This window comes from Natronorubrum daqingense (genome assembly GCF_001971705.1).
Taxonomy (GTDB): Archaea; Halobacteriota; Halobacteria; order Halobacteriales; family Natrialbaceae; genus Natronorubrum; species Natronorubrum daqingense.
Map to the genome: position 1 here is coordinate 159,137 of NZ_CP019327.1, position 17,719 is coordinate 176,855.

The window sequence follows — 17,719 nt, forward strand, 5'->3', positions numbered from 1 at the left end:
GCGCTCAATCGGGCAAATATCGAACGCTCAAAACGCCGCCGCCCACATCGCGACGAACTTCGACGCGAACCGCCTCGAGTCGGGCCGCACGCGCGACGGTCTCCTCGTCCTCGAGAACGTCCGTTGCCGCCGCCTCGACGTCCTCCTCGGGTACTCGGAAGACGTGGATTTCACCCGTTCCAGCCCGTTCTTCCTGAATCAACTCGCCGATATCTGCGTCAGCAGCGAGTTCCTTCGCGTGTTGGGTCGGCTCGAGGTCGCTGTCGACCAATTCGATCGAGCGCCGGTCGTCGACCTCGACGACCTGCCACGTCACCTCGAGTGGCGGGTCGGGCGCGACAGTCGCCTCGAGCACGTCGTGGACCTCGAGGCCTGGGTTCGACGCGAGCGTGTGTACCTGTGCAGTCTCCACGTCACGAACGACAGCCGAGTCGGATTCGGCGTGCGTGACGACGAAGGTACCCGTCGTTTCGGTCATAGGAGTTCATACGGGCAGGCTCGGTTTCCGCGTTTCGGCTTGTCTCGAGAGATTCACCGTCACGTAGCGGTTTGGACGCTGTCTCCGGACGAGTTCCGGTATTCTCCTCACCACACCATCATTCACTCAGTTAATCAAAACCCATCGGTGCGTGAAAATGGGGCGAGTCTAACAGTGCCTATCCCCTATATACTCCTGTAGATGACCCAAGTTCACGACAATTTATTCGAAGTGTTATCGAATGTACAGCGACGGCGAATATTATTCACGCTCGTCGAAGGATCCGAGACGGTCAATCTGGATTCTCCGCCAGACTCGTTCGATGAGCGAACCAGGTCGACAATCGAACAACAACACGTTCATCTTCCTAAATTAGCGGACTACGGATTTATCGAGTGGCACGAACGAGACCGCCTCGTCGAAAAAGGACCGAGATTCGACGAAATCGAACCGCTGTTGCAGTATCTGCTGTCCCAGCAAGACTCGTTGTTGCTTGAGCGCGTATAGGAGCAAATTCACGATTTCAGGCCCATTATACCCACGTTCACTACGCCCAGTATCCGACTGAATCGATCGATACTCTCGTACTCGAAGCGAGTCCACACGACGTTCGAGTACTCGAGGAAGCGTTCGAACTGACAGCGATACCCACCGAGACGAGACGCTACCATGCCTCGAGTGGGATCGCGATATCGTTCGCTGTTAGGACGCCCACGTGAGTACCCCTCTGACGAAACCGACGGGTCTGGATACGTTCCGGTTGCTCGTCGAGTCGATTTCACACGGTTGGCTCACCCAAGCACATCTCCTGTCGTCGTCGTTGTCGTTCAGATGTCACTACACGTTCGTGTTCGGTACGCTTTCTCCGTTAGCAGATGATCGAGTAATATTTGGCAGGCCCCAATATGGTTGGGCCAAACGAGGCCTGCCACTTCTTCCTACTGAGTGTGTACTCAAGTACCTTGTGTGATAATCTGGGTGAAAAGTACACTTTTCCGGTCTAACGCGCTTGAACTCGCTGCTATTGCGTGTTATCCGAACACGAATTCTTTTCCATCCGCGCGCCCTACTCTGGATGTTCGGATATCCGAATTCGTGGTTGGGCCATGACACAGAACGAAACAACAACAGAAGCGATCAGTCTGCTGCAGGACCTCGGACTCCAGGAGTATGAGGCGCGCTGTTTTATCGCATTGAATAAACTCCCCATGGGGACGGCAAAAGAGATTCACGAAATCTCCGACGTTCCCCGGACGAGAGTGTACGATGCGATTCGCGTCCTCGAGTCCCAAGGGTTAGTCGAAGTGCAACACTCGAGTCCACAGCAGTATCGCGCAGTGAATATCACCGAAGCGACGCAGATCCTTCGCCAAAAGTACAACGAGCGGATCGATACGCTCGAGACGTACCTCGAGAATACGGACGTCGAAACGTCCGACGACGACGACCAGGTACAGGAAATCTGGTCGCTGACCGGACACGAAGCAATCGAATCTCGAACCCTCCAACTGATCGACGAGGCGGAGACCGAAATCGTCCTTCTGGTCGTCGACGAATCGGTCCTCTCGGAAGCGCTCCACGCTCATATCGAGCAAGCCACGACTCGAGAGCCCTCGATCGTTCTCGGTGGGAAGACGGACGCAATTACAGATGCGCTCGAAACACAACTACCGTCGAGTCGTGTCTTCGAAACTGGACTCGAGTGGCTCACCGGACCTGAACAAGACAGCGAGGTTGCGATCAGTCGAATTTTGCTCGTCGATCGCGAGACGCTCTTGATCGGGTCGTACTATCCGAATTCTGGTACCGACCGCCAAGAACAGGCTGTTTTCGCAAAAGGCCTCCAGAATGGGGTCGTGGTATTGCTTCGGCGATTGGTGACGGCAGGGTTAGCCACAATCGAAGATCCCGGAAAATAGCGTCGACGTGTTCTCCGACCTCCGTGACGGTTCTGTCGTCGACTCATGACGGTTCGGGCGGATGCCGCGCCGAGTCGATCCAGAAGTCCTCGATTGCCTGCGCCAGCGTATCGAACTCGTCGGGACTGTCGGGTTTCGTCAGATACGCGTTCGCTGCCCGGTCGTAGCTCTTGATGATGTCTTCATCCGTCTCCGAACTCGAGAGAACCAACACTGGTGGCGGCGGATACTCGAGTTGTTCGCTCAAAATCTCGAGGACTTTGAAGCCGTCGACGCGTGGCAGGTTCAAGTCGAGTAACACCAGATCGGGATTGGTACTTTTGTTGTCCGTTTCACAGACGTCGAAGTACCTCGTGGCCTCCTCGCCGTTCGTGACGGTGTGAAACTCGATCTCACTCTGGATCGCTTTGAACGCCTCCTGGGTCAGGCGAATGTCGCCGGGATTGTCCTCGACGAGCAAGATGTCGATTGGCTCGGTAGGCTTGTGGCTGCTCATTGTGCTTGTCTCTTCTATCGGTGTCATCCGTGTAAGGGTAGTCCCTACACATGTTGTGGCACGCTACGGTTGGCAAGCATCTGTCGACGATCGTTGTCTGTTACTGGTACGACACTACGAGTTGAATAGACGATACCGATCACGGAACGCCTTTACCCCTCGCGGTCGCCTGCTCGCGTATGAACGTCGATATCGGGAACGCGCTCGCCTCGGTCGCCTCACCCGGCGTCTCGAGGGAGTCACTCGAGCGCCTCGACGACCAGGTCGGAGACGCTCACGAGCGAATCGAGCGGGGGATGGCCGACGCAGAACACGGCTACGAAGCCCTGAACCTGCCACAGCGGACCGATCCAACGGAGATCAGGGCAGCCGTCGAACCCGTCGCAGACGCCGAGACCCTGCTCACGATCGGGATCGGCGGCAGTGCACTCGGTGCAGCGACGATCACGGACGCCCTCGCCGCCGAGAGCGACACGGAAGCCATCTATCTCGACAACGTCGATCCGGCGTGGATCTCCCAGCTCCTCGAGAACCGCTCGCTCGAGAACACGGCGATCAACGTGGTCTCGCGCTCGGGAACGACCGCCGAGACGCTGGCGAACTTTCTGGTCGTTCGAGACGCCTTCGAGTCGGCGGGCGTCGACTGGACCGACCGAACCATCGTGACGACCGGCGAATCGGGTCCTCTCCGAAATCTCTCCGACCGTCACGATCTTCCCTCGTTGCAGGTTCCCGACGGCGTCCCCGGACGGTTCTCGGCACTGTCCGCCGTCGGCCTCGTCGCGGCGGCAGTCTGTGAGCACGACCTCGAGGCGCTGTTAGACGGCGCCGCAGCCGAAGCCGAGACGCTCTCCGGTTCGCTGTTCGAGTGTCCGGCCTACGCCTACGGCGCGACGGCATACGCCCTCGACCAGCGCGGTGCGGGAATCAACGCGATGGTTCCCTACGCCGAATCGCTCGAGACCTACGCCGAGTGGTTCGCCCAGCTGTGGGCCGAGAGCCTCGGCAAGGACGACCTCGGGCAAACGCCGGTGCGCGCGCTCGGCGTCACCGACCAGCACTCCCAACTCCAGCTCTACCGTGCCGGGCCCCGGGACAAACTCGTCACGTTCGTCTCGCCGGGAGAGCTCGCTGATCGCCCGATTCCCGACACTGGCGTCGACGAACTGGCCTACCTCGGCGACTCCACGCTCGCGGACCTGCTCGAGGCCGAATTCGAGGCCACCGAAGCCAGCCTCGCCGCTGCCGGTCGACCGAATGTCAGAGTCGAACTCGAGGGCGTCGACGAGTACGAACTCGGCGGGTTGCTCTACGGCATGGAGGCGGCCTGCGTGCTCGCGGGCGAACTCTACGCCGTGAACACGTTCGAACAGCCCGCCGTCGAGTGGGCGAAGAAGGCGACTCGAGGGCTCCTCGGCGGCGGCGACTTCGAGGAAGCCGACGCCGTCGCCGAGAAGACGGAGCTACGGATCGAACGATAACGGATCGGTCGTCACCTTTTCGCTGACTGCTCGTTGGCCCCTCGAGTGCCTCGTCTCAGCCCCTCAGTTCTGCGTCAATTCGATTCGCCTTTGGGTCCGCACTCGAAAGTCCACGTATGAGCGATTCCGTTCGGCGCGTCGACGACGGTGGCCCGGCGTCCGCAGCCGCCGTTTCGTCGCTGGGAGCCGTTCTCTCGGCCGTTACCCTCGGTTTCCTCTTTCTCTCACTCACTCGCGGACCCGAGAGTGCGGTGATCTGGGGTGGGGCAGTTGGCGCACTCGTGGCGACCGGTGCCTTTCTCGCCAGTCGGTACGGCCTCCTCGAGCGAGCCGTCGCGGGTCCTATCGGCGCTGGCTCGAGCCTGCTGGTCGTCGCGCTCTCGGCCTTCGCGATCATGCAGGGGACGCTCGGCTCGGTCGTCCTCCCCGGCCTCGAGTGGTCGGTCTCGTCGCTGTTCGCGGCGTTTTTCGTCGGCGCAGGGGTCGTCGGTGTCGGCGTCGCCGAGTACGCCCATCTTTCGGGCCGTGAACTGGTCGACCGACTGACCCTGACGGTCGAGATGATCGCACTCGCCGTCGTCGGGCTCTTTGGAATGTCCATCGCGTACCTCTTTCTCGAGTTGCCGGTCATGCTCGCCGTCGGCGAACCCACGGCGACACAGCAGATGACCCTCGAGTACCTCTCGACCGGCGTCGGACTCGGTGCCGTCGCCGCCGGCTACCTCGCTTATCGCGAGCACGACTGGTCGTTCATCGACCTCGAGTGGCCGACGCGCTGGACGGTCGCCTGGATCGTCGTCGGCTCTCTCCTCATTATCGGCGTGAACATCGGCGCCTCCTCGTTGATGACGTTCGCCGGTATCGAAGGCTCCGAGCACTCGCTGACACAGGACATTCTCGAGAACCCGTCATTGCTGGTGATCATCGTCCCGGCGATGGTGTTGATCGTCGGGCCGTTCGAAGAACTCCTCTATCGAAACGTCGTTCAGAAGTCCCTCTACAGCACGTTTTCGCGGACGGGCGCGGTCGTCGTCGCGAGCGTCGTGTTCACGCTGGTTCACATCATCGCGTACGCGACCGCGGGTGCTGGAGAAATACTCGCGAGTCTGTCGTTACTCTTCGTGCTCTCGCTGATCCTGGGTGGGCTCTACGCGCGGACGGAGAACCTCCTGGTTCCGGCGCTCGCACACGGCTGTTACAACGCCGTCGTCGTCTCGTTCGTCGTCTTGTGAGAAGACGAAGGCCCCTTACGACGGATTCTTACGGGCCAGTTCCGAGCCACAGATCGGACAGCGATCTTTCTGTTCGTCGAACTCGCGACCACAGCCCTGACACTGATAGTGCCAGTGACGTTGCTCTTCGATGCCATCACGAGCAATCACTTCGACGGCGACGTTGAGTTTCTCGGCGACGTTTTGCATCGCGTAGTCGTCGGTGACGAGCGTTCCGTCGAGTTCGAAACTCGCCGCGACGAGGCGAATGTCGGTGTCCGAAAGCACGTCGAGGTCGCCGGACTCTTTGGCCGCTCGGCGGACCTTTTCGGTGGTATCCTCGTTCGGAATGTGAATGTGCATCCCTGAGCCTTCCATCGCGTCGAATCGGTAGGCGCTCTCGTCCTCGAGTTCCTCGCGGACGAGCGGGATCGTTGCAGTCTGTTCTGTCGTGTGGAAGTCGTGGATAAACGCCGAGGAGTCGAGAATGTACATACCGTTATCGCTGGACCACAATGTAATCTTTAACCGCTTGGACACGACTCACGGGGACGAGGAACCGACCCTCATCGTCGCGACTGAAGTCGATCGACCGAACGGGGAGTTCTTCGTCGGGTTCGATGACGAGATCGTTCAGTTGTCCGGACTTGAGGTCCATCGTGATGTTGTAGAGCAATCCCAGTTCAGTTCCGTCAGACCCCATGACGGACTTCCCCGAGAGATTCTCAGCGAGTATATCGCTCATGTGTACCAGTATTTACCTAGTCGGTATTAAAAATCACGGGGTTGGTGGGGTGTCCTCACAGGTGGGTCGTCTCTCACACGGGCGCTTCACTACCGCTCGAGGAGCGACTCGAGGGTCGATGACGATGGGTTTAACTACCGCTCTCCCGACGCGTTAGATAAGACCTTCTCGGGTGGTTCACCATGTCGAATACGGATACGCGCGACCCAACATCTCTCAGAACACCGATCGTCGCCGTCCTCGGACACGTCGATCACGGCAAGACCAGTCTCCTCGACAAAATCCGTGGCTCTGCGGTTATCGAGGGCGAAGCAGGAGCGATCACCCAGCACATCGGCGCAACAGCCGTCCCGCTGGACATCATCTCTTCGATTGCAGGTGATCTCGTCGACCCCGACGACTTCGACCTGCCCGGCCTCCTCTTTATCGACACGCCGGGGCATCACTCCTTCACGACGCTTCGCTCTCGCGGCGGTGCCCTCGCCGACATCGCCATTCTCGTCGTCGACGTCAACGACGGCTTTCAGCCACAGACACTCGAGGCCCTCGAGATCCTCAAACGCTCCCAGACACCGTTTATCGTCGCGGCGAACAAGATCGATACCGTTCCGGGTTGGAACGCGACCGAGGACGCGCCGATCACCGAGACGTACGAGTCCCAGTCGGATCGCGTTCGCTCTCGCCTCGACGAGAGCCTCTACGAGATCATCGGCAACCTCAGTGACGAGGACCTCTCTGCGGACCTGTACTGGCGGGTCCAGAACTTCCAACGCAACGTCGGTGTCGTCCCCGTCTCCGCGATGACCGGCGAGGGCGTCCCCGACCTCCTGACGGTGATGATGGGACTTTCCCAACGGTACATGAAAGAGGAGATGGAGATCGACGTCGCCGGCCCCGGCGTCGGGACCGTCCTTGAGGTCAAAGAGGAGAAAGGCTTCGGAACGACCATCGACACTGTCCTCTACGACGGAACGATTCAGGACGACGATACGCTCGTCGTCGGTGGCCAAAACGATCCGATCGTCACCGATGTCCGGGCCTTGCTCCAGCCCCGTCCGCTCGCGGAAATCCGAACCGAGAGTCGGTTCGAAAAGGTCGAATCGGTCTCGGCGGCGACGGGGATCAAAGTTGCCGCACCCGACCTTGCAGACGCCATGGCCGGCGCACCAGTCCGCGTCGTCCGTGATCGTCCACTCGAGGAGGTCGTCGACGAAGTCGAAGCCGAACTCGCGGATATCGCCGTCGATACCGACGAACAGGGCGTCGTCGTCAAAGCCGACACGCTCGGTAGCCTCGAGGCCATGGCCGACGCACTCGAGGAGACCGAACTTCCCATCGTCCGCGCGGAAGTCGGTGATGTCGCACCGCGGGACGTGTCGGTCGCCTCCACCGCTGAAGATCAGAAACAGCAAGTCATCCTCGGCTTCAACGTCGACGTGCTCGGTGATGCCGACCAGCGCGCCGAGAACGACGACGTGCGGATTTTCACGGACGACGTGATCTACCAACTCATCGAGGAGTACGAGGAGTTCGTCGACGAACTCGAGCGCGCACAACAAGATACCATTCTGGAGAACATCGTGCGACCGGCACGATTCCGCATCCTGCCGGATCACACCTTCCGTCAGAACGACCCCGCCGTCGTCGGCGTCGAGGTGAACTCGGGAACCGTCCAGAACAACGCGAACGTCGTCAAATACGAGAACAACGAGCCAGAACGCGTCGGCCAGGTCAAAGGCATTCAAGAACAGGGCGAGGACGTCGACGAGGCCCGCGCCGGAAACCGCGTCTCGGTCGCTATCGACGGCCCCACCGTCGGCCGCCAGATCGAAGAAGACGACGAACTCTGGATCGAAATCCCCGAAAAACACGCCAAGATCTTAGAACAGGAACTGACCAGCGAGATCCCCGGCGACGAACTCGAGGCGCTGAACATGTACCTCGACAAACAGCGCAGTCGCGACCCCTTCTGGGGCAAGTAAGGATCGTCTTCGACCGGATTGACGCGTCTCAATTCGAATTTGCGTGACTTTCGTTCGATGCTAGCTCGATAGCGGCGCATACTTTCGAGTTGAACAATTGAGCCTATTCGAAACGATAGTCGGCATACTGTCTCCGTATTGTACTATTCGTGACGAACACATAATTGATCTATACGATAACCGGACGATCCAAAAGAATCATAGGTGCCACCGAAATGGGCTCGAGCAATGGCCAATCGAATCTACAGTCTGGATTCGATGCGGATCGTCGCGATGGTGTTCGTCGTCGCGATTCACACGAACCTCTTCAGGGGCCTCGGCGCGTACGGAAACGTCGCGAACTTCGTGATCGATTCGGCTGGGCGATTCGTCGTTCCGTTTTTCTTCATGACCTCGGGGTACCTCTTCGCGCTCAAAACGGTGAATCGAGACCCCAAGACCTACTTGATCAACCGAGTGGTGACTATCACCTCCCTTTACGTGTTCGGTCTGTTGCTCGCCGCGCCGGTGTTTCTGGCCGGCGCTGCCCTCGAGACGGGGATAAACAACCCGTACGTCGCGAGCGTTCTCCTCACTGAATTTGCGGGGTTTATCTCGCCGACCGGATTGCTCTACTACGGAGACTCGGTGTCCGTCATTCTGTGGTTCCTCCCGGCGCTGGCGTTCTCTCTGGCGTTCGTCTACAGTTTCGTTCGAGCGGGCAAGACCGCGTATCTCCTTCCCGTTTCGATCGTGTTGCACGCTATCGGGCTCTTGGGGGCGAGCTACACGATGTTCGTCGATATTCCATTCGAGGTGCGAGACGCCGTATTCTTCGGGTTCTTCTACACGAGTCTCGGATACGTCATCTACTCGCAGGGGTTGACTCCGCGTCGAGATCACAGCACGACCTACCTCGGGTTGACCGTGCTGTTCACCGCCGTTCACGTCGGCGAACGATACGTGCTCGGATACGTGCTCACGGGTGAGACGATCACACAGGAGGTGTACGTCTCGAGCTATACGATCGGCACCGCGTTGGCCACGTTCTTCTTGTTTATGTACCTCCTCTCGCGACCGAACCTAGGAAAGGGAACGCCGGTACCGTCGTGGGGGACGTACGCCGTCGGCATTTACGTCGTTCATCCGGCCGTGTTGTACCCACTCGAGCGCTTCGATGAGGTCCTCCGAGTGCTCGGATACGATATTGGTAATACGCTCGCGTGGCACCTCCTCCTGCTCTGGGCGACGTTCTTCGGCGCGTTGCTCATCTACCTCGTCGCACAAAAAATCGGAGCGCTCGAGCGAAATCGGTTACGTCTTCCACGAATTCGTCGGATTCGAAAGTTCGGGTCGAATTGAACGATACAGCCTATATCCACTTTTGCGCTCGTAATCGACGTTCGAGCATCAAACAGGTGCTAAAACAAGTAAGCTTTTACATTTCATTGGGTGAAACTTATTCATGGCTGCTCAATTATCCCTCCGGGACCGGGTTCGAATGGGGGTCGCTATCACGCGCGGGTCGTTTCGCACGCTTCGACAACGGAAGTGGTTGTTCGTCTTTCCGATCTTGTACGGCCTCACGTGGGTCATCGGTCTCGGTCTCATCCTCGGTGGGATTTTCGTCGCATTAATCGCCGCGGGATACGCGCTCGCAGCACTCGAGTCGTTCGTGTCTCTCCCCGAAGGCACGGCAGACGACGTGGCGATGGCAGTGTTGTTCGCCTCGTCCGCGGTGTTCTTGTTCATCACGTCCTCCGTCGCGACGTTTTTTAGCGCCGCACTGGTCCATTCCGTCGGGAACATCTTCACAGACGAACAGACGGGAGTCCGCGACGGACTCGCGGGGGCGTGGAGTGCGAAACGAACGATTCTCGCGTGGGGTGGCGTCGGTGCGGTCGTCGGACTGGTTATTCGGATCCTCGAGAACCGGACCGGACGTGGCTCCCGGTTCGTTCAATCTACGCTCGGATTCGCGTGGTCTGCGATGACGTTTTTCATCGTCCCCGTGATCGTCTTTCAAGCAGGTGGTCTCCGCGAGTCAGTTCGAAACAGTCTCGAGATATTCCGTCAGACCTGGGGCGAGGCAGCCGTGATCAACCTCGGAGTCGGACTCGTGATGTTTCCGTTGATCGCGATCATTGGGTTCGCCGGGATCGGTGCGCCGGCGCTCTTGCTCGAGGAACCGGGAACCGTGCTCACGATTACGGCTGTACCAACGCTCGTCCTCGTCGGAATCGCACTGGCGACGTATCAGGCTGCAACCGGCGTCGCGAAAACGGCGCTGTACTACCACGCAACCGGGAAGCCCTTGCCCGAAGAATTCGGCGACATCGATCCAACTGAATTCGTTTCGCAATCGGTAGATGACGACCGCCACTCACCAGAGCCATCACCGCAGCAATCCGACGGAGTCTAACCTCGTTTCTTCTCGCTTCTCCTCGATACTCGAGTAAAAACACGATGACGGCAGTTCAGAGTATCTTCGGTGCGAGCGGATACTCCCAGGCGGTGTCGCCGCTTGCTTTGATCGTTGCCCACACGCAAAACGCGATGTCTATGACAAACAGGAGGAAGATCACCAACACGGCGACCGAGGTGATCGTTCCAGAGACCGATTGCAATCCGATTCCGACGAGGAACGCCAGGGCGAACGATGCGAAGAAGAAGAGTTGCCAGTTGAGTGCATTTTGTGCGTTTGCTTCGGTGTATTCGCTGCTCGAGAGCAGATAAACCACTCCTGCCCCGATAAATCCGAAGACCAGTCCGATTATGTGGACGAGGACTCCCATGACAGTTCTTTCGTTCGACTGTGCATCGCTCGCGGACGGGTTGGTAGTTGGTGTTGCCATCGTTCAATTCACGGATTAGTGTAATATACATATAGTTTTTGTGGAGAATTTAATGTGTTCGAACAGAGCCCTCTGTGTGCCAGTCTCTACACTCTCTGAACGAGTGGATCGGCGGAACTCAGATATCGGTATCCACAAACCACGTTCAGACTCGGTCGCGATTTCGATGCGAACGACGCACACCTGCGAGCGTCTATCGTTGGAAACCGAGCTAGAACCGATTGAGCGGAGAGGAACGGGGTCGCGTTCGTCGTGACTCAGCCCTCGGTTCGTGACTCGAGGCGGAGACGCGCTTCACCTTCGAGTTCGGTAAGTGCCGACACGTCCTCGAGTCGTGCGACGACGGACACCGGTGTGGCGGCGCGTGGTTCGTCGGTTTCACTGGCGGGAGTCGGGCCCCAGAACAAACACAGTTTGTCGCCCGCCGGCCAGTAGGCGAGTGCACCCTCGGGAACGACTTCTCGAGCGCTTTCCGGCGGTACGTCGAGTGCGACGTCGATATAGAGCTCGTCGCCCCAGCGGACGGCATCGCCACCGACGGGGAGTACGCACTCGAGTGCAGCCTGCGTTTTCGGCGCGTCGCCGGTCCAGGTCGCCTCGAGGGCGTGATCGTCGACGAAGACGGTGAGGTCGGCCATACGCTGTGCCAGACGCCGTCGATACTTCAGTGTCCGTGGTGTGTTGGGTCCGTTGGCAACGATACCGAGGTCTACTGGTTCTATTGGCGCGGCGCGTCGATCTCGCGTGAGCGAACGCGTTCGACCCTCTCGAGTGCGCCCTCGGGGTCGTCGATCGCGTCGCGGTCACAGCGAACGTCGAACCAGCGGTTGCGCTCGATGACGAGTTCCTCGTCGGTCAGCTCGATCGTGCCAATTCGGTCCCACGGAATCAGCTTAGAGTTGAATCGATCGACGACGAGGCCGGCGTCGTATGCCTGAAGCGTGGCCCCGCCCCATCGAGAGTCGGCTTCCGGCTGTTCGAAGGCCCCCCACTCGCGGCGCTGTCCGACCCACAACAAGAGGAGAATCGAGCCATAACCGAGAAGGCGCGCCCCGGACCCCCCCTCCGAAAACGCTGCCTGGAGACCAGCGAGTACGAACAAGACGCCGGAACCGACGATCGCGATACTCCAGCCAGGACCGTCGAATCGTGTGGTCTGCCAGGTCCACTCGACAGTCGGCTCGCCAGTTACCGCTGCAATGAATCGGTTGCGAGTCATCTGGGAGAGGCCAATCGCGATCGCGACCGTAATTATCGCGAATCCGGCCGCGGTCGCGGCGAGTTGCGGAGAGAGGGTGATCTGTACCAGCCACGCAGCGAGTGGCACGGCCGCGAACGCTACCGCTGGGAGGTACCAGAGCGACCGCCGGAGGCGGTTCTGGCCGAGTCGTTCGGGGACGCCCTCAAGTCGATTCCCGAAGACGAGGGTTACGAGTAAGACGCCGGTAACCGTGCTTGGTGCGGTTGCGAGGAGCGTCGCCGTCGAGGCGTCAACGGCAATCCCACCGATCGTCGCGAATCCGGCGACGACGAGGCCGAGGTAGAAGCCGATACCGACCTTGAAACCGAGGTCGATACCGTTGCTCCCGGCGGGTTTGGGGACGGACTGTCGCTCGCGGGAGAGCATCTACCGGAACGATGTGACACTGTTACTAAACGATTCTGTCTGCTATCGTTCATCTCGGTGTTGATCGAGCGAACGCCGCCGTCGTCTGCGAGCAGTCGTGTCGGTCGACCGAGATCGGTCACGAACGACTTCGAACCCCAGCAAGGATTAACACGCTGTTCGTGGTGACTCGTCGCATGTTCGCACGCTTAACCCAGTACAAACACGAGGAGGTCCAGTTCGACGACAACCGGACGACCGGCGAGTCCCAAACCGAGGACTCGGTCAATCCGGACGCGGAGGACTACTTCGGCACCGAGATGGACGAACTGGGCGTCGAGACGTGGGAGACTGTCGAATACGAGGACGATCCGATCCAGCGACGCTCAATCACGGTCGACGGCGTCACTGCCATCTCCGTCTCGCAAGAGTCGATCGATGCGGACGAACAGGACCTCCCCGGGCGGCCGATCCAGTTGCACGTGGGTGCGGGAACGACGACCCTCGAGCACGCCGAAATCGTGGAAGTTCAGGACGAAACCCCGTAGCCGCCCGAGAGCCCGGAGGCCTTGCCGCCACTAAATCGCGCGTTACGCCTCGAGTCGAGAGTGCTAGTCCGTCCCGGTGGCGAACCAGTCCCGAAATCGTTTTCAACCGCTCACGCGGACACTCGGTATGCCGACGGAATCGGACACTCATTATGACCCTTCCCTGGGGAACAAGTTCATCTTCGTCACCGGCGGCGTGATGTCGGGACTCGGCAAGGGGATCACGGCCGCGAGCACCGGCCGACTCCTCAAAACGGCCGGGTTCGACGTGACTGCCGTGAAGATCGACCCGTATCTCAACGTCGACGCGGGGACGATGAATCCGTACCAACACGGAGAGGTGTACGTCCTCGAGGACGGCGGCGAGGTCGACCTCGATCTGGGGAACTACGAGCGCTTCCTCGATATCGACATGACCTCGGACCACAACATCACCACCGGGAAGACGTACCAACACGTCATCGAGAAGGAGCGTGCGGGCGACTATCTCGGGAAAACCGTCCAGATCATCCCACACATCACCGACGACATCAAGCGGCGGATTCGGGAAGCCGCCGAGGGCACCGACGTCTGTCTCATCGAAGTCGGTGGCACCGTCGGTGACATCGAGGGGATGCCCTACCTCGAGGCCTTACGCCAGTTCGCTCACGAGGAACCCGAGGAGAACGTCCTCTTCACGCACGTCACGCTCGTCCCGTACTCGAAAAACGGCGAGCAGAAGACGAAACCGACCCAACACTCCGTCAAGGAGGTCCGTTCGATCGGTCTCCAGCCGGACATCATCGTCGGCCGCTGCGAGGATCGACTCGACCCCGAGACGAAAGAGAAGATTGCGCTGTTCTGTGACATCCCGACCGACGCGGTGTTCTCGAACCCCGACGTCGAGGACGTCTATCACGTCCCGTTGATGGTCGAAGAGGAAGGACTCGACCAGTACGTCTTAGAGCACTTCGGACTCGCCGACGAAGCGCTGGCGACCGGCGAGCGGACGAACGACTGGCGCGAGATCGTCACGACCGAGAAAGACGGGAACGTGGATGTCGCACTCGTCGGAAAGTACGACCTCGAGGACGCCTACATGTCCATCCACGAGTCGCTGAAACACGCCGGCTTCGAGGTCGGTGTCGACGTGAACGTCCACTGGGTGGCCGCCGATGAACTGGCCGACGGCCACGACGGCCAACTCGAGGGAATGGAGGGCGTTATCGTCCCCGGCGGCTTCGGCATGCGCGGCTCGGAGGGCAAAATCGAGGCCGTTCGCTACGCCCGCGAGAACGACGTTCCGTTCCTCGGGCTCTGTCTCGGCTTTCAGATGGCCGTCGTCGAGTACGCCCGGAACGTGCTGGGACTCGAGGGCGCACACTCCGCTGAAATGGTCGAGGATACGCCACATCCGATCATCGACATTCTGCCCGAACAGTACGAAGTCGAGGACATGGGCGGGACGATGCGACTCGGCGAGCACACGACCGTGATCGAACCCGAGACGCTCGCCTACGACCTCTACGACGACACGTCCTGTACGGAGCGCCACCGCCACCGATACGAGGTCAATCCGGAGTACTTCGATGACTTCGAGGACGAACCGCTGACGTTCTCGGGAACGGCAGGAAACCGAATGGAGATCCTCGAACTCGAGGATCACCCCTACTTCCTCGGGACGCAGTTCCACCCCGAGTACACGTCCCGACCCGGCCAGCCGAGTCCGCCGTTCCTCGGCCTCGTCGAGGCGATTGCCGGAGACGGGAACGGGACAAACGCGGCGGACGCGGACCGCGACTCGACGACCGATGCGGAAACGGAGGTTACTCACTGATGGTAGAAACAGACACGTTCGTTCCAGAGGCAGTTGCAGAGATCGGCGACGAAATCGGCGACTCGAACGCCGTCATCGCGCTTTCGGGCGGTGTCGACTCCTCGGTCGCCGCCGCACTCGCGTACGAATCGATCGGGGACCAGCTTACTCCGGTCTACGTCGATACCGGATTGATGCGCAAAGGCGAGACCGACCAGATCCGCGAGACGTTCGACTACATGGAGTCGCTGCGGATCGTCGACGCGAAAGATCGGTTCCTCGAGGCCCTCGCCGGCGTCACGGACCCCGAGGAGAAACGACACATCATCGGCGAGCAGTTCATCCGGGAGTTCGAGCGCGAGGCGACTGAGGCCGACGCTGACTACCTCGTCCAGGGGACGATCTATCCCGACCGAATCGAGAGCGAGGGGGGAATCAAGTCCCACCACAACGTCGGCGGCCTCCCCGACGTCGTCGATTTCGACGGCATCGTCGAACCCGTCCGCGACCTCTACAAGGACGAAGTTCGCGAGGTCGCACGCCACCTCGGCCTCGACGAAATCGTCGCCGAGCGGATGCCGTTCCCCGGCCCCGGCCTCGCCGTGCGCGTCATCGGCGAAGTCACCGACGAGAAACTCGAGGTCGCGCGCCACGCCTGTCACGTCGTCGAGGACGAACTCGAGGAGTACGAGCCGTGGCAAGCCCTCGCCGCCGTGATCGGGAAGGCGACCGGTGTCAAAGGTGACAATCGGGTTCACGGCTGGGTCGTCTCCGTTCGCTCGGTCGACTCCCGTGATGGCATGACCGCCCGTGCTCAGGAAATCGACTGGCAGACCCTCCAGCGGATCCAGTCGCGTATCACCGGCGAGAACGAAACCGTCGCTCGCGTCGTCTACGACGTGACGCACAAGCCACCGGCGACGATCGAGTACGAATGACGGAACTGAACGCGATCGTCGTCGGTCCCGACGAGGACGAGATCACGCCCGCGCTCGAGGCCGAAGGAGCTAGCGTCACCCGCCTCAATGGCGTGGTAACCCGGCCCGTGCTCGAGGAAGCTGGCATCGTCGAGGCCGATCTGTACGTGCTGACGGATATCGGGCAGGCGACGACGATTCCGATCGTCTGTGATCTCACGGACGACGTTCGGACGGTCGTCTACGCTCGCAGAACCGTTCCGGAGTTCGTCAAGGGCCAACTGGACATCGCGATCGATCCGAAGCTGATGGACGCCTCGCTCGTCGCCGAGGAACTGACCGACTAACGTCGGCGCTGTCGCTCTTTTTCACGAGCGGTACGGACGCATATCGCACACGCGACGGACAGTGAAACGGAAACCAATCACGATACCTGAAATGTAATCGATCTCGAACGGAGATTTAGCCGAATAAAACTGGGCTAAATTCGGTGGAATCCGGTGTAAGACACTGCTACCATCGCCCCGGTTGAAGTGCAAGCCGCTGATTGGATGAGATGGAGGTCGACGGGCAGACCCCACCAAGGCATTATGCCTATTCCCGTGACTTCCAGCAACCCCACCACAGCACCCTTCCCCACCATTGCCACACCGTTTTCTAACTGACACGGGCTCTTGCACCAGTCCGTGTCGGCTACGGTAGGCAATTTCGAGGCGCGTCAACCCGACGCGCTTCTTTACTGGGTTTCTACGCACATCGACACTGCACTCGTCAGTGGCTCGTCTCCGTTCTGAATAGCCACATCAAAAGCGACTCCTTCTATTGGCTAATCGGTCGCCGCTTCCGCGAGACGCATCGACTGCGCCGTCGACTAGTCGCCTGCGTCGCTGAGTCGCTCCAATACCGGAATCTCCTCGAGTCGCTGCGCCGAGAGGATATCCCAGTCGATTCCAGACGGCTGCTCGGCACCGTCCGGTCGAATCGTTCGCTCGGGCGTGACGATCAGGTCCATCGAGACGTCGTGATCGCCGATCGAAACCGCGTCGTCGACTAGCTGTCGTTCGTGTACCGTTGTCGCGACCGTGGTCGTCTCGTCGACGAGGCCGAATTCGGCCAACAGCGCGTACTCGAGGTCGCTGTAGCCCTCGCCTTTGCCGATTCGACCGCCCTCGACGGACTCGTGGCTAGCGCTGCGTGTCGTCTCCGCCGAGTTGTGATCCACGCTCACTGCCACGCTGCCGGAAACGATCAGGTCAATTTCTGGGACCGCTTCGGGACCGACTTGTTCGCCGTGTTTCGACGACCCCGAAACCGTCGTGGCCGCGTCGTAGTCCTCGAGTTCGTCTGGGTCTAGTTTCAGGAAACACCGCTCGTCGGCGAGTCGGGGAACGGCCATGTAAACCGTCTTCCCGGCTTTCAGCGCGCGGCGTCGAACCGGGAGCTGTGGTGCGTCGGGGTTGGCTTTGATCGTCGATGCGTCTCGCCACGCCTGCTGTTGTGCGAGTCGCTCCGCTGCCTCGTCCGCACCGTCGAAGTTCGGAATCCGACCGTGGGGCGGAAACGGGAATCTGGCCGTTCCGCTCTCCTCGAGGTCGTCCCAGACGCGTTCGCGAATCGATTTCTTGTCGGTCGGTTCCACCGGCTCAGTCGACGGCGTCTCAGTGTCGTCCATCGTTGCCTCGGTTTCGTCCGTGGTTGCCTCGGTCT

19 protein-coding genes are annotated in these 17,719 nt (G+C 60.1%); 11 read left to right on the forward strand and 8 right to left on the reverse strand.

Annotated features, from left to right (window positions below):
* Positions 1 to 4: 4 nt before the first annotated feature.
* Positions 5 to 478: a DUF5812 family protein gene (locus BB347_RS00790; RefSeq protein WP_076579418.1), complete on the reverse strand. Its 474-nt coding sequence runs from the start codon at positions 476 to 478 to the stop codon at positions 5 to 7.
* 201 nt (positions 479 to 679) lie between these two features.
* On the opposite strand from BB347_RS00790, the gene BB347_RS19970 reads away from it, so the two are divergent.
* Together BB347_RS19970 and BB347_RS00800 are read left to right on the forward strand one after the other, a co-directional pair.
* Positions 680 to 985: a DUF7344 domain-containing protein gene (locus tag BB347_RS19970; protein ID WP_076579415.1), complete on the forward strand. Its 306-nt coding sequence runs from the start codon at positions 680 to 682 to the stop codon at positions 983 to 985.
* A gap of 599 nt (positions 986 to 1,584) precedes the next feature.
* Positions 1,585 to 2,397: a TrmB family transcriptional regulator gene (locus BB347_RS00800; RefSeq protein ID WP_076579412.1), complete on the forward strand. Its 813-nt coding sequence runs from the start codon at positions 1,585 to 1,587 to the stop codon at positions 2,395 to 2,397.
* A 43-nt stretch (positions 2,398 to 2,440) separates the two neighbouring features.
* Here the strand turns inward: BB347_RS00800 and BB347_RS00805 are convergent, their stop codons facing one another.
* On the reverse strand, positions 2,441 to 2,893 hold the full coding sequence (locus tag BB347_RS00805; protein WP_076579409.1) for a response regulator: 453 nt from the start codon (positions 2,891 to 2,893) through the stop codon (positions 2,441 to 2,443).
* 179 nt (positions 2,894 to 3,072) lie between these two features.
* Between BB347_RS00805 and BB347_RS00810 the strand changes: the two genes are divergently transcribed.
* Both BB347_RS00810 and BB347_RS00815 read left to right on the forward strand, forming a co-directional pair.
* The gene (locus BB347_RS00810; RefSeq protein ID WP_076579407.1) at positions 3,073 to 4,374 is read left to right on the forward strand and encodes a glucose-6-phosphate isomerase; all 1,302 of its coding nucleotides are present in this window, start codon (positions 3,073 to 3,075) and stop codon (positions 4,372 to 4,374) included.
* Between the two features lie 116 nt (positions 4,375 to 4,490).
* Entirely contained in the window at positions 4,491 to 5,606 is a 1,116-nt protein-coding gene (locus BB347_RS00815; RefSeq protein WP_076579405.1) for a CPBP family intramembrane glutamic endopeptidase, read from the forward strand.
* A 15-nt stretch (positions 5,607 to 5,621) separates the two neighbouring features.
* On the opposite strand, the gene BB347_RS00820 is transcribed toward BB347_RS00815, so the two are convergent.
* A complete protein-coding gene (locus BB347_RS00820; RefSeq protein ID WP_076579403.1) occupies positions 5,622 to 6,080 on the reverse strand; it encodes an NOB1 family endonuclease in 459 nt (152 codons plus the stop codon).
* 4 nt (positions 6,081 to 6,084) lie between these two features.
* Complete coding sequence (locus tag BB347_RS00825) at positions 6,085 to 6,330, reverse strand: PRC-barrel domain-containing protein (RefSeq protein ID WP_076579401.1); 246 nt, start codon at positions 6,328 to 6,330, stop codon at positions 6,085 to 6,087.
* 182 nt (positions 6,331 to 6,512) lie between these two features.
* Here BB347_RS00825 and infB point away from each other — a divergent pair, with 182 nt between their 5' ends.
* The 3 genes from infB (at position 6,513) to BB347_RS00840 (ending at position 10,713) form a co-directional block, all read left to right on the forward strand.
* Entirely contained in the window at positions 6,513 to 8,312 is a 1,800-nt protein-coding gene (gene infB / locus BB347_RS00830; protein ID WP_076579399.1) for a translation initiation factor IF-2, read from the forward strand.
* Positions 8,313 to 8,540: 228 nt separating this feature from the next.
* Complete coding sequence (locus tag BB347_RS00835; protein ID WP_076579397.1) at positions 8,541 to 9,653, forward strand: acyltransferase; 1,113 nt, start codon at positions 8,541 to 8,543, stop codon at positions 9,651 to 9,653.
* Positions 9,654 to 9,756: 103 nt separating this feature from the next.
* On the forward strand, positions 9,757 to 10,713 hold the full coding sequence (locus tag BB347_RS00840; RefSeq protein WP_076579395.1) for a DUF6159 family protein: 957 nt from the start codon (positions 9,757 to 9,759) through the stop codon (positions 10,711 to 10,713).
* Between the two features lie 55 nt (positions 10,714 to 10,768).
* On the opposite strand, the gene BB347_RS00845 is transcribed toward BB347_RS00840, so the two are convergent.
* From BB347_RS00845 to BB347_RS00855, 3 genes are all read right to left on the reverse strand, one after another.
* Positions 10,769 to 11,146 carry a DUF4870 domain-containing protein gene (locus BB347_RS00845; protein WP_083687696.1) on the reverse strand — a complete coding sequence of 126 codons (378 nt, stop codon included), beginning with the start codon at positions 11,144 to 11,146 and terminating at the stop codon, positions 10,769 to 10,771.
* Between the two features lie 257 nt (positions 11,147 to 11,403).
* Entirely contained in the window at positions 11,404 to 11,784 is a 381-nt protein-coding gene (locus BB347_RS00850; protein WP_076579391.1) for a cyclophilin-like family protein, read from the reverse strand.
* An 80-nt stretch (positions 11,785 to 11,864) separates the two neighbouring features.
* A complete protein-coding gene (locus BB347_RS00855; protein WP_076579389.1) occupies positions 11,865 to 12,773 on the reverse strand; it encodes a hypothetical protein in 909 nt (302 codons plus the stop codon).
* A gap of 176 nt (positions 12,774 to 12,949) precedes the next feature.
* Between BB347_RS00855 and BB347_RS00860 the strand changes: the two genes are divergently transcribed.
* From BB347_RS00860 to BB347_RS00875, 4 genes are all read left to right on the forward strand, one after another.
* Entirely contained in the window at positions 12,950 to 13,300 is a 351-nt protein-coding gene (locus BB347_RS00860) for a hypothetical protein (protein WP_076579387.1), read from the forward strand.
* Between the two features lie 127 nt (positions 13,301 to 13,427).
* Complete coding sequence (pyrG, locus tag BB347_RS00865; RefSeq protein WP_076579385.1) at positions 13,428 to 15,116, forward strand: glutamine hydrolyzing CTP synthase; 1,689 nt, start codon at positions 13,428 to 13,430, stop codon at positions 15,114 to 15,116.
* The gene (gene guaA / locus BB347_RS00870; RefSeq protein WP_076579383.1) at positions 15,116 to 16,033 is read left to right on the forward strand and encodes a glutamine-hydrolyzing GMP synthase; all 918 of its coding nucleotides are present in this window, start codon (positions 15,116 to 15,118) and stop codon (positions 16,031 to 16,033) included. The genes pyrG and guaA overlap by 1 nt, the downstream gene beginning before the upstream one ends.
* The gene (locus BB347_RS00875; RefSeq protein WP_076579381.1) at positions 16,030 to 16,359 is read left to right on the forward strand and encodes a DUF7126 family protein; all 330 of its coding nucleotides are present in this window, start codon (positions 16,030 to 16,032) and stop codon (positions 16,357 to 16,359) included. Before guaA ends, BB347_RS00875 begins: the two co-directional genes overlap by 4 nt.
* 524 nt (positions 16,360 to 16,883) lie before the next feature.
* Here BB347_RS00875 and BB347_RS00880 read toward each other — a convergent pair.
* Positions 16,884 to 17,684 carry a 5-formyltetrahydrofolate cyclo-ligase gene (locus tag BB347_RS00880; protein WP_076580196.1) on the reverse strand — a complete coding sequence of 267 codons (801 nt, stop codon included), beginning with the start codon at positions 17,682 to 17,684 and terminating at the stop codon, positions 16,884 to 16,886.
* Between the last annotated feature and the right edge of the window lie 35 nt (positions 17,685 to 17,719).

Bases quoted from the DNA above. Each gene is read 5' to 3' on its own strand.
- BB347_RS00855 (WP_076579389.1), bottom strand. From the start codon at position 12,773: ATGCTCTCCCGCGAGCGACAGTCCGTCCCCAAACCCGCCGGGAGCAAC.
- infB (WP_076579399.1), top strand. From the start codon at position 6,513: ATGTCGAATACGGATACGCGCGACCCAACATCTCTCAGAACACCGATC.
- BB347_RS00820 (WP_076579403.1), bottom strand. From the start codon at position 6,080: ATGTACATTCTCGACTCCTCGGCGTTTATCCACGACTTCCACACGACA.
- BB347_RS00875 (WP_076579381.1), top strand. From the start codon at position 16,030: ATGACGGAACTGAACGCGATCGTCGTCGGTCCCGACGAGGACGAGATC.
- BB347_RS00800 (WP_076579412.1), top strand. From the start codon at position 1,585: ATGACACAGAACGAAACAACAACAGAAGCGATCAGTCTGCTGCAGGAC.
- BB347_RS00850 (WP_076579391.1), bottom strand. From the start codon at position 11,784: ATGGCCGACCTCACCGTCTTCGTCGACGATCACGCCCTCGAGGCGACC.
- BB347_RS00790 (WP_076579418.1), bottom strand. From the start codon at position 478: ATGACCGAAACGACGGGTACCTTCGTCGTCACGCACGCCGAATCCGAC.
- BB347_RS19970 (WP_076579415.1), top strand. From the start codon at position 680: ATGACCCAAGTTCACGACAATTTATTCGAAGTGTTATCGAATGTACAG.
- BB347_RS00805 (WP_076579409.1), bottom strand. From the start codon at position 2,893: ATGAGCAGCCACAAGCCTACCGAGCCAATCGACATCTTGCTCGTCGAG.
- BB347_RS00845 (WP_083687696.1), bottom strand. From the start codon at position 11,146: ATGGCAACACCAACTACCAACCCGTCCGCGAGCGATGCACAGTCGAAC.
- guaA (WP_076579383.1), top strand. From the start codon at position 15,116: ATGGTAGAAACAGACACGTTCGTTCCAGAGGCAGTTGCAGAGATCGGC.
- BB347_RS00810 (WP_076579407.1), top strand. From the start codon at position 3,073: ATGAACGTCGATATCGGGAACGCGCTCGCCTCGGTCGCCTCACCCGGC.
- BB347_RS00840 (WP_076579395.1), top strand. From the start codon at position 9,757: ATGGCTGCTCAATTATCCCTCCGGGACCGGGTTCGAATGGGGGTCGCT.
- BB347_RS00815 (WP_076579405.1), top strand. From the start codon at position 4,491: ATGAGCGATTCCGTTCGGCGCGTCGACGACGGTGGCCCGGCGTCCGCA.
- BB347_RS00835 (WP_076579397.1), top strand. From the start codon at position 8,541: ATGGCCAATCGAATCTACAGTCTGGATTCGATGCGGATCGTCGCGATG.
- pyrG (WP_076579385.1), top strand. From the start codon at position 13,428: ATGCCGACGGAATCGGACACTCATTATGACCCTTCCCTGGGGAACAAG.
- BB347_RS00880 (WP_076580196.1), bottom strand. From the start codon at position 17,684: ATGGACGACACTGAGACGCCGTCGACTGAGCCGGTGGAACCGACCGAC.
- BB347_RS00860 (WP_076579387.1), top strand. From the start codon at position 12,950: ATGTTCGCACGCTTAACCCAGTACAAACACGAGGAGGTCCAGTTCGAC.
- BB347_RS00825 (WP_076579401.1), bottom strand. From the start codon at position 6,330: ATGAGCGATATACTCGCTGAGAATCTCTCGGGGAAGTCCGTCATGGGG.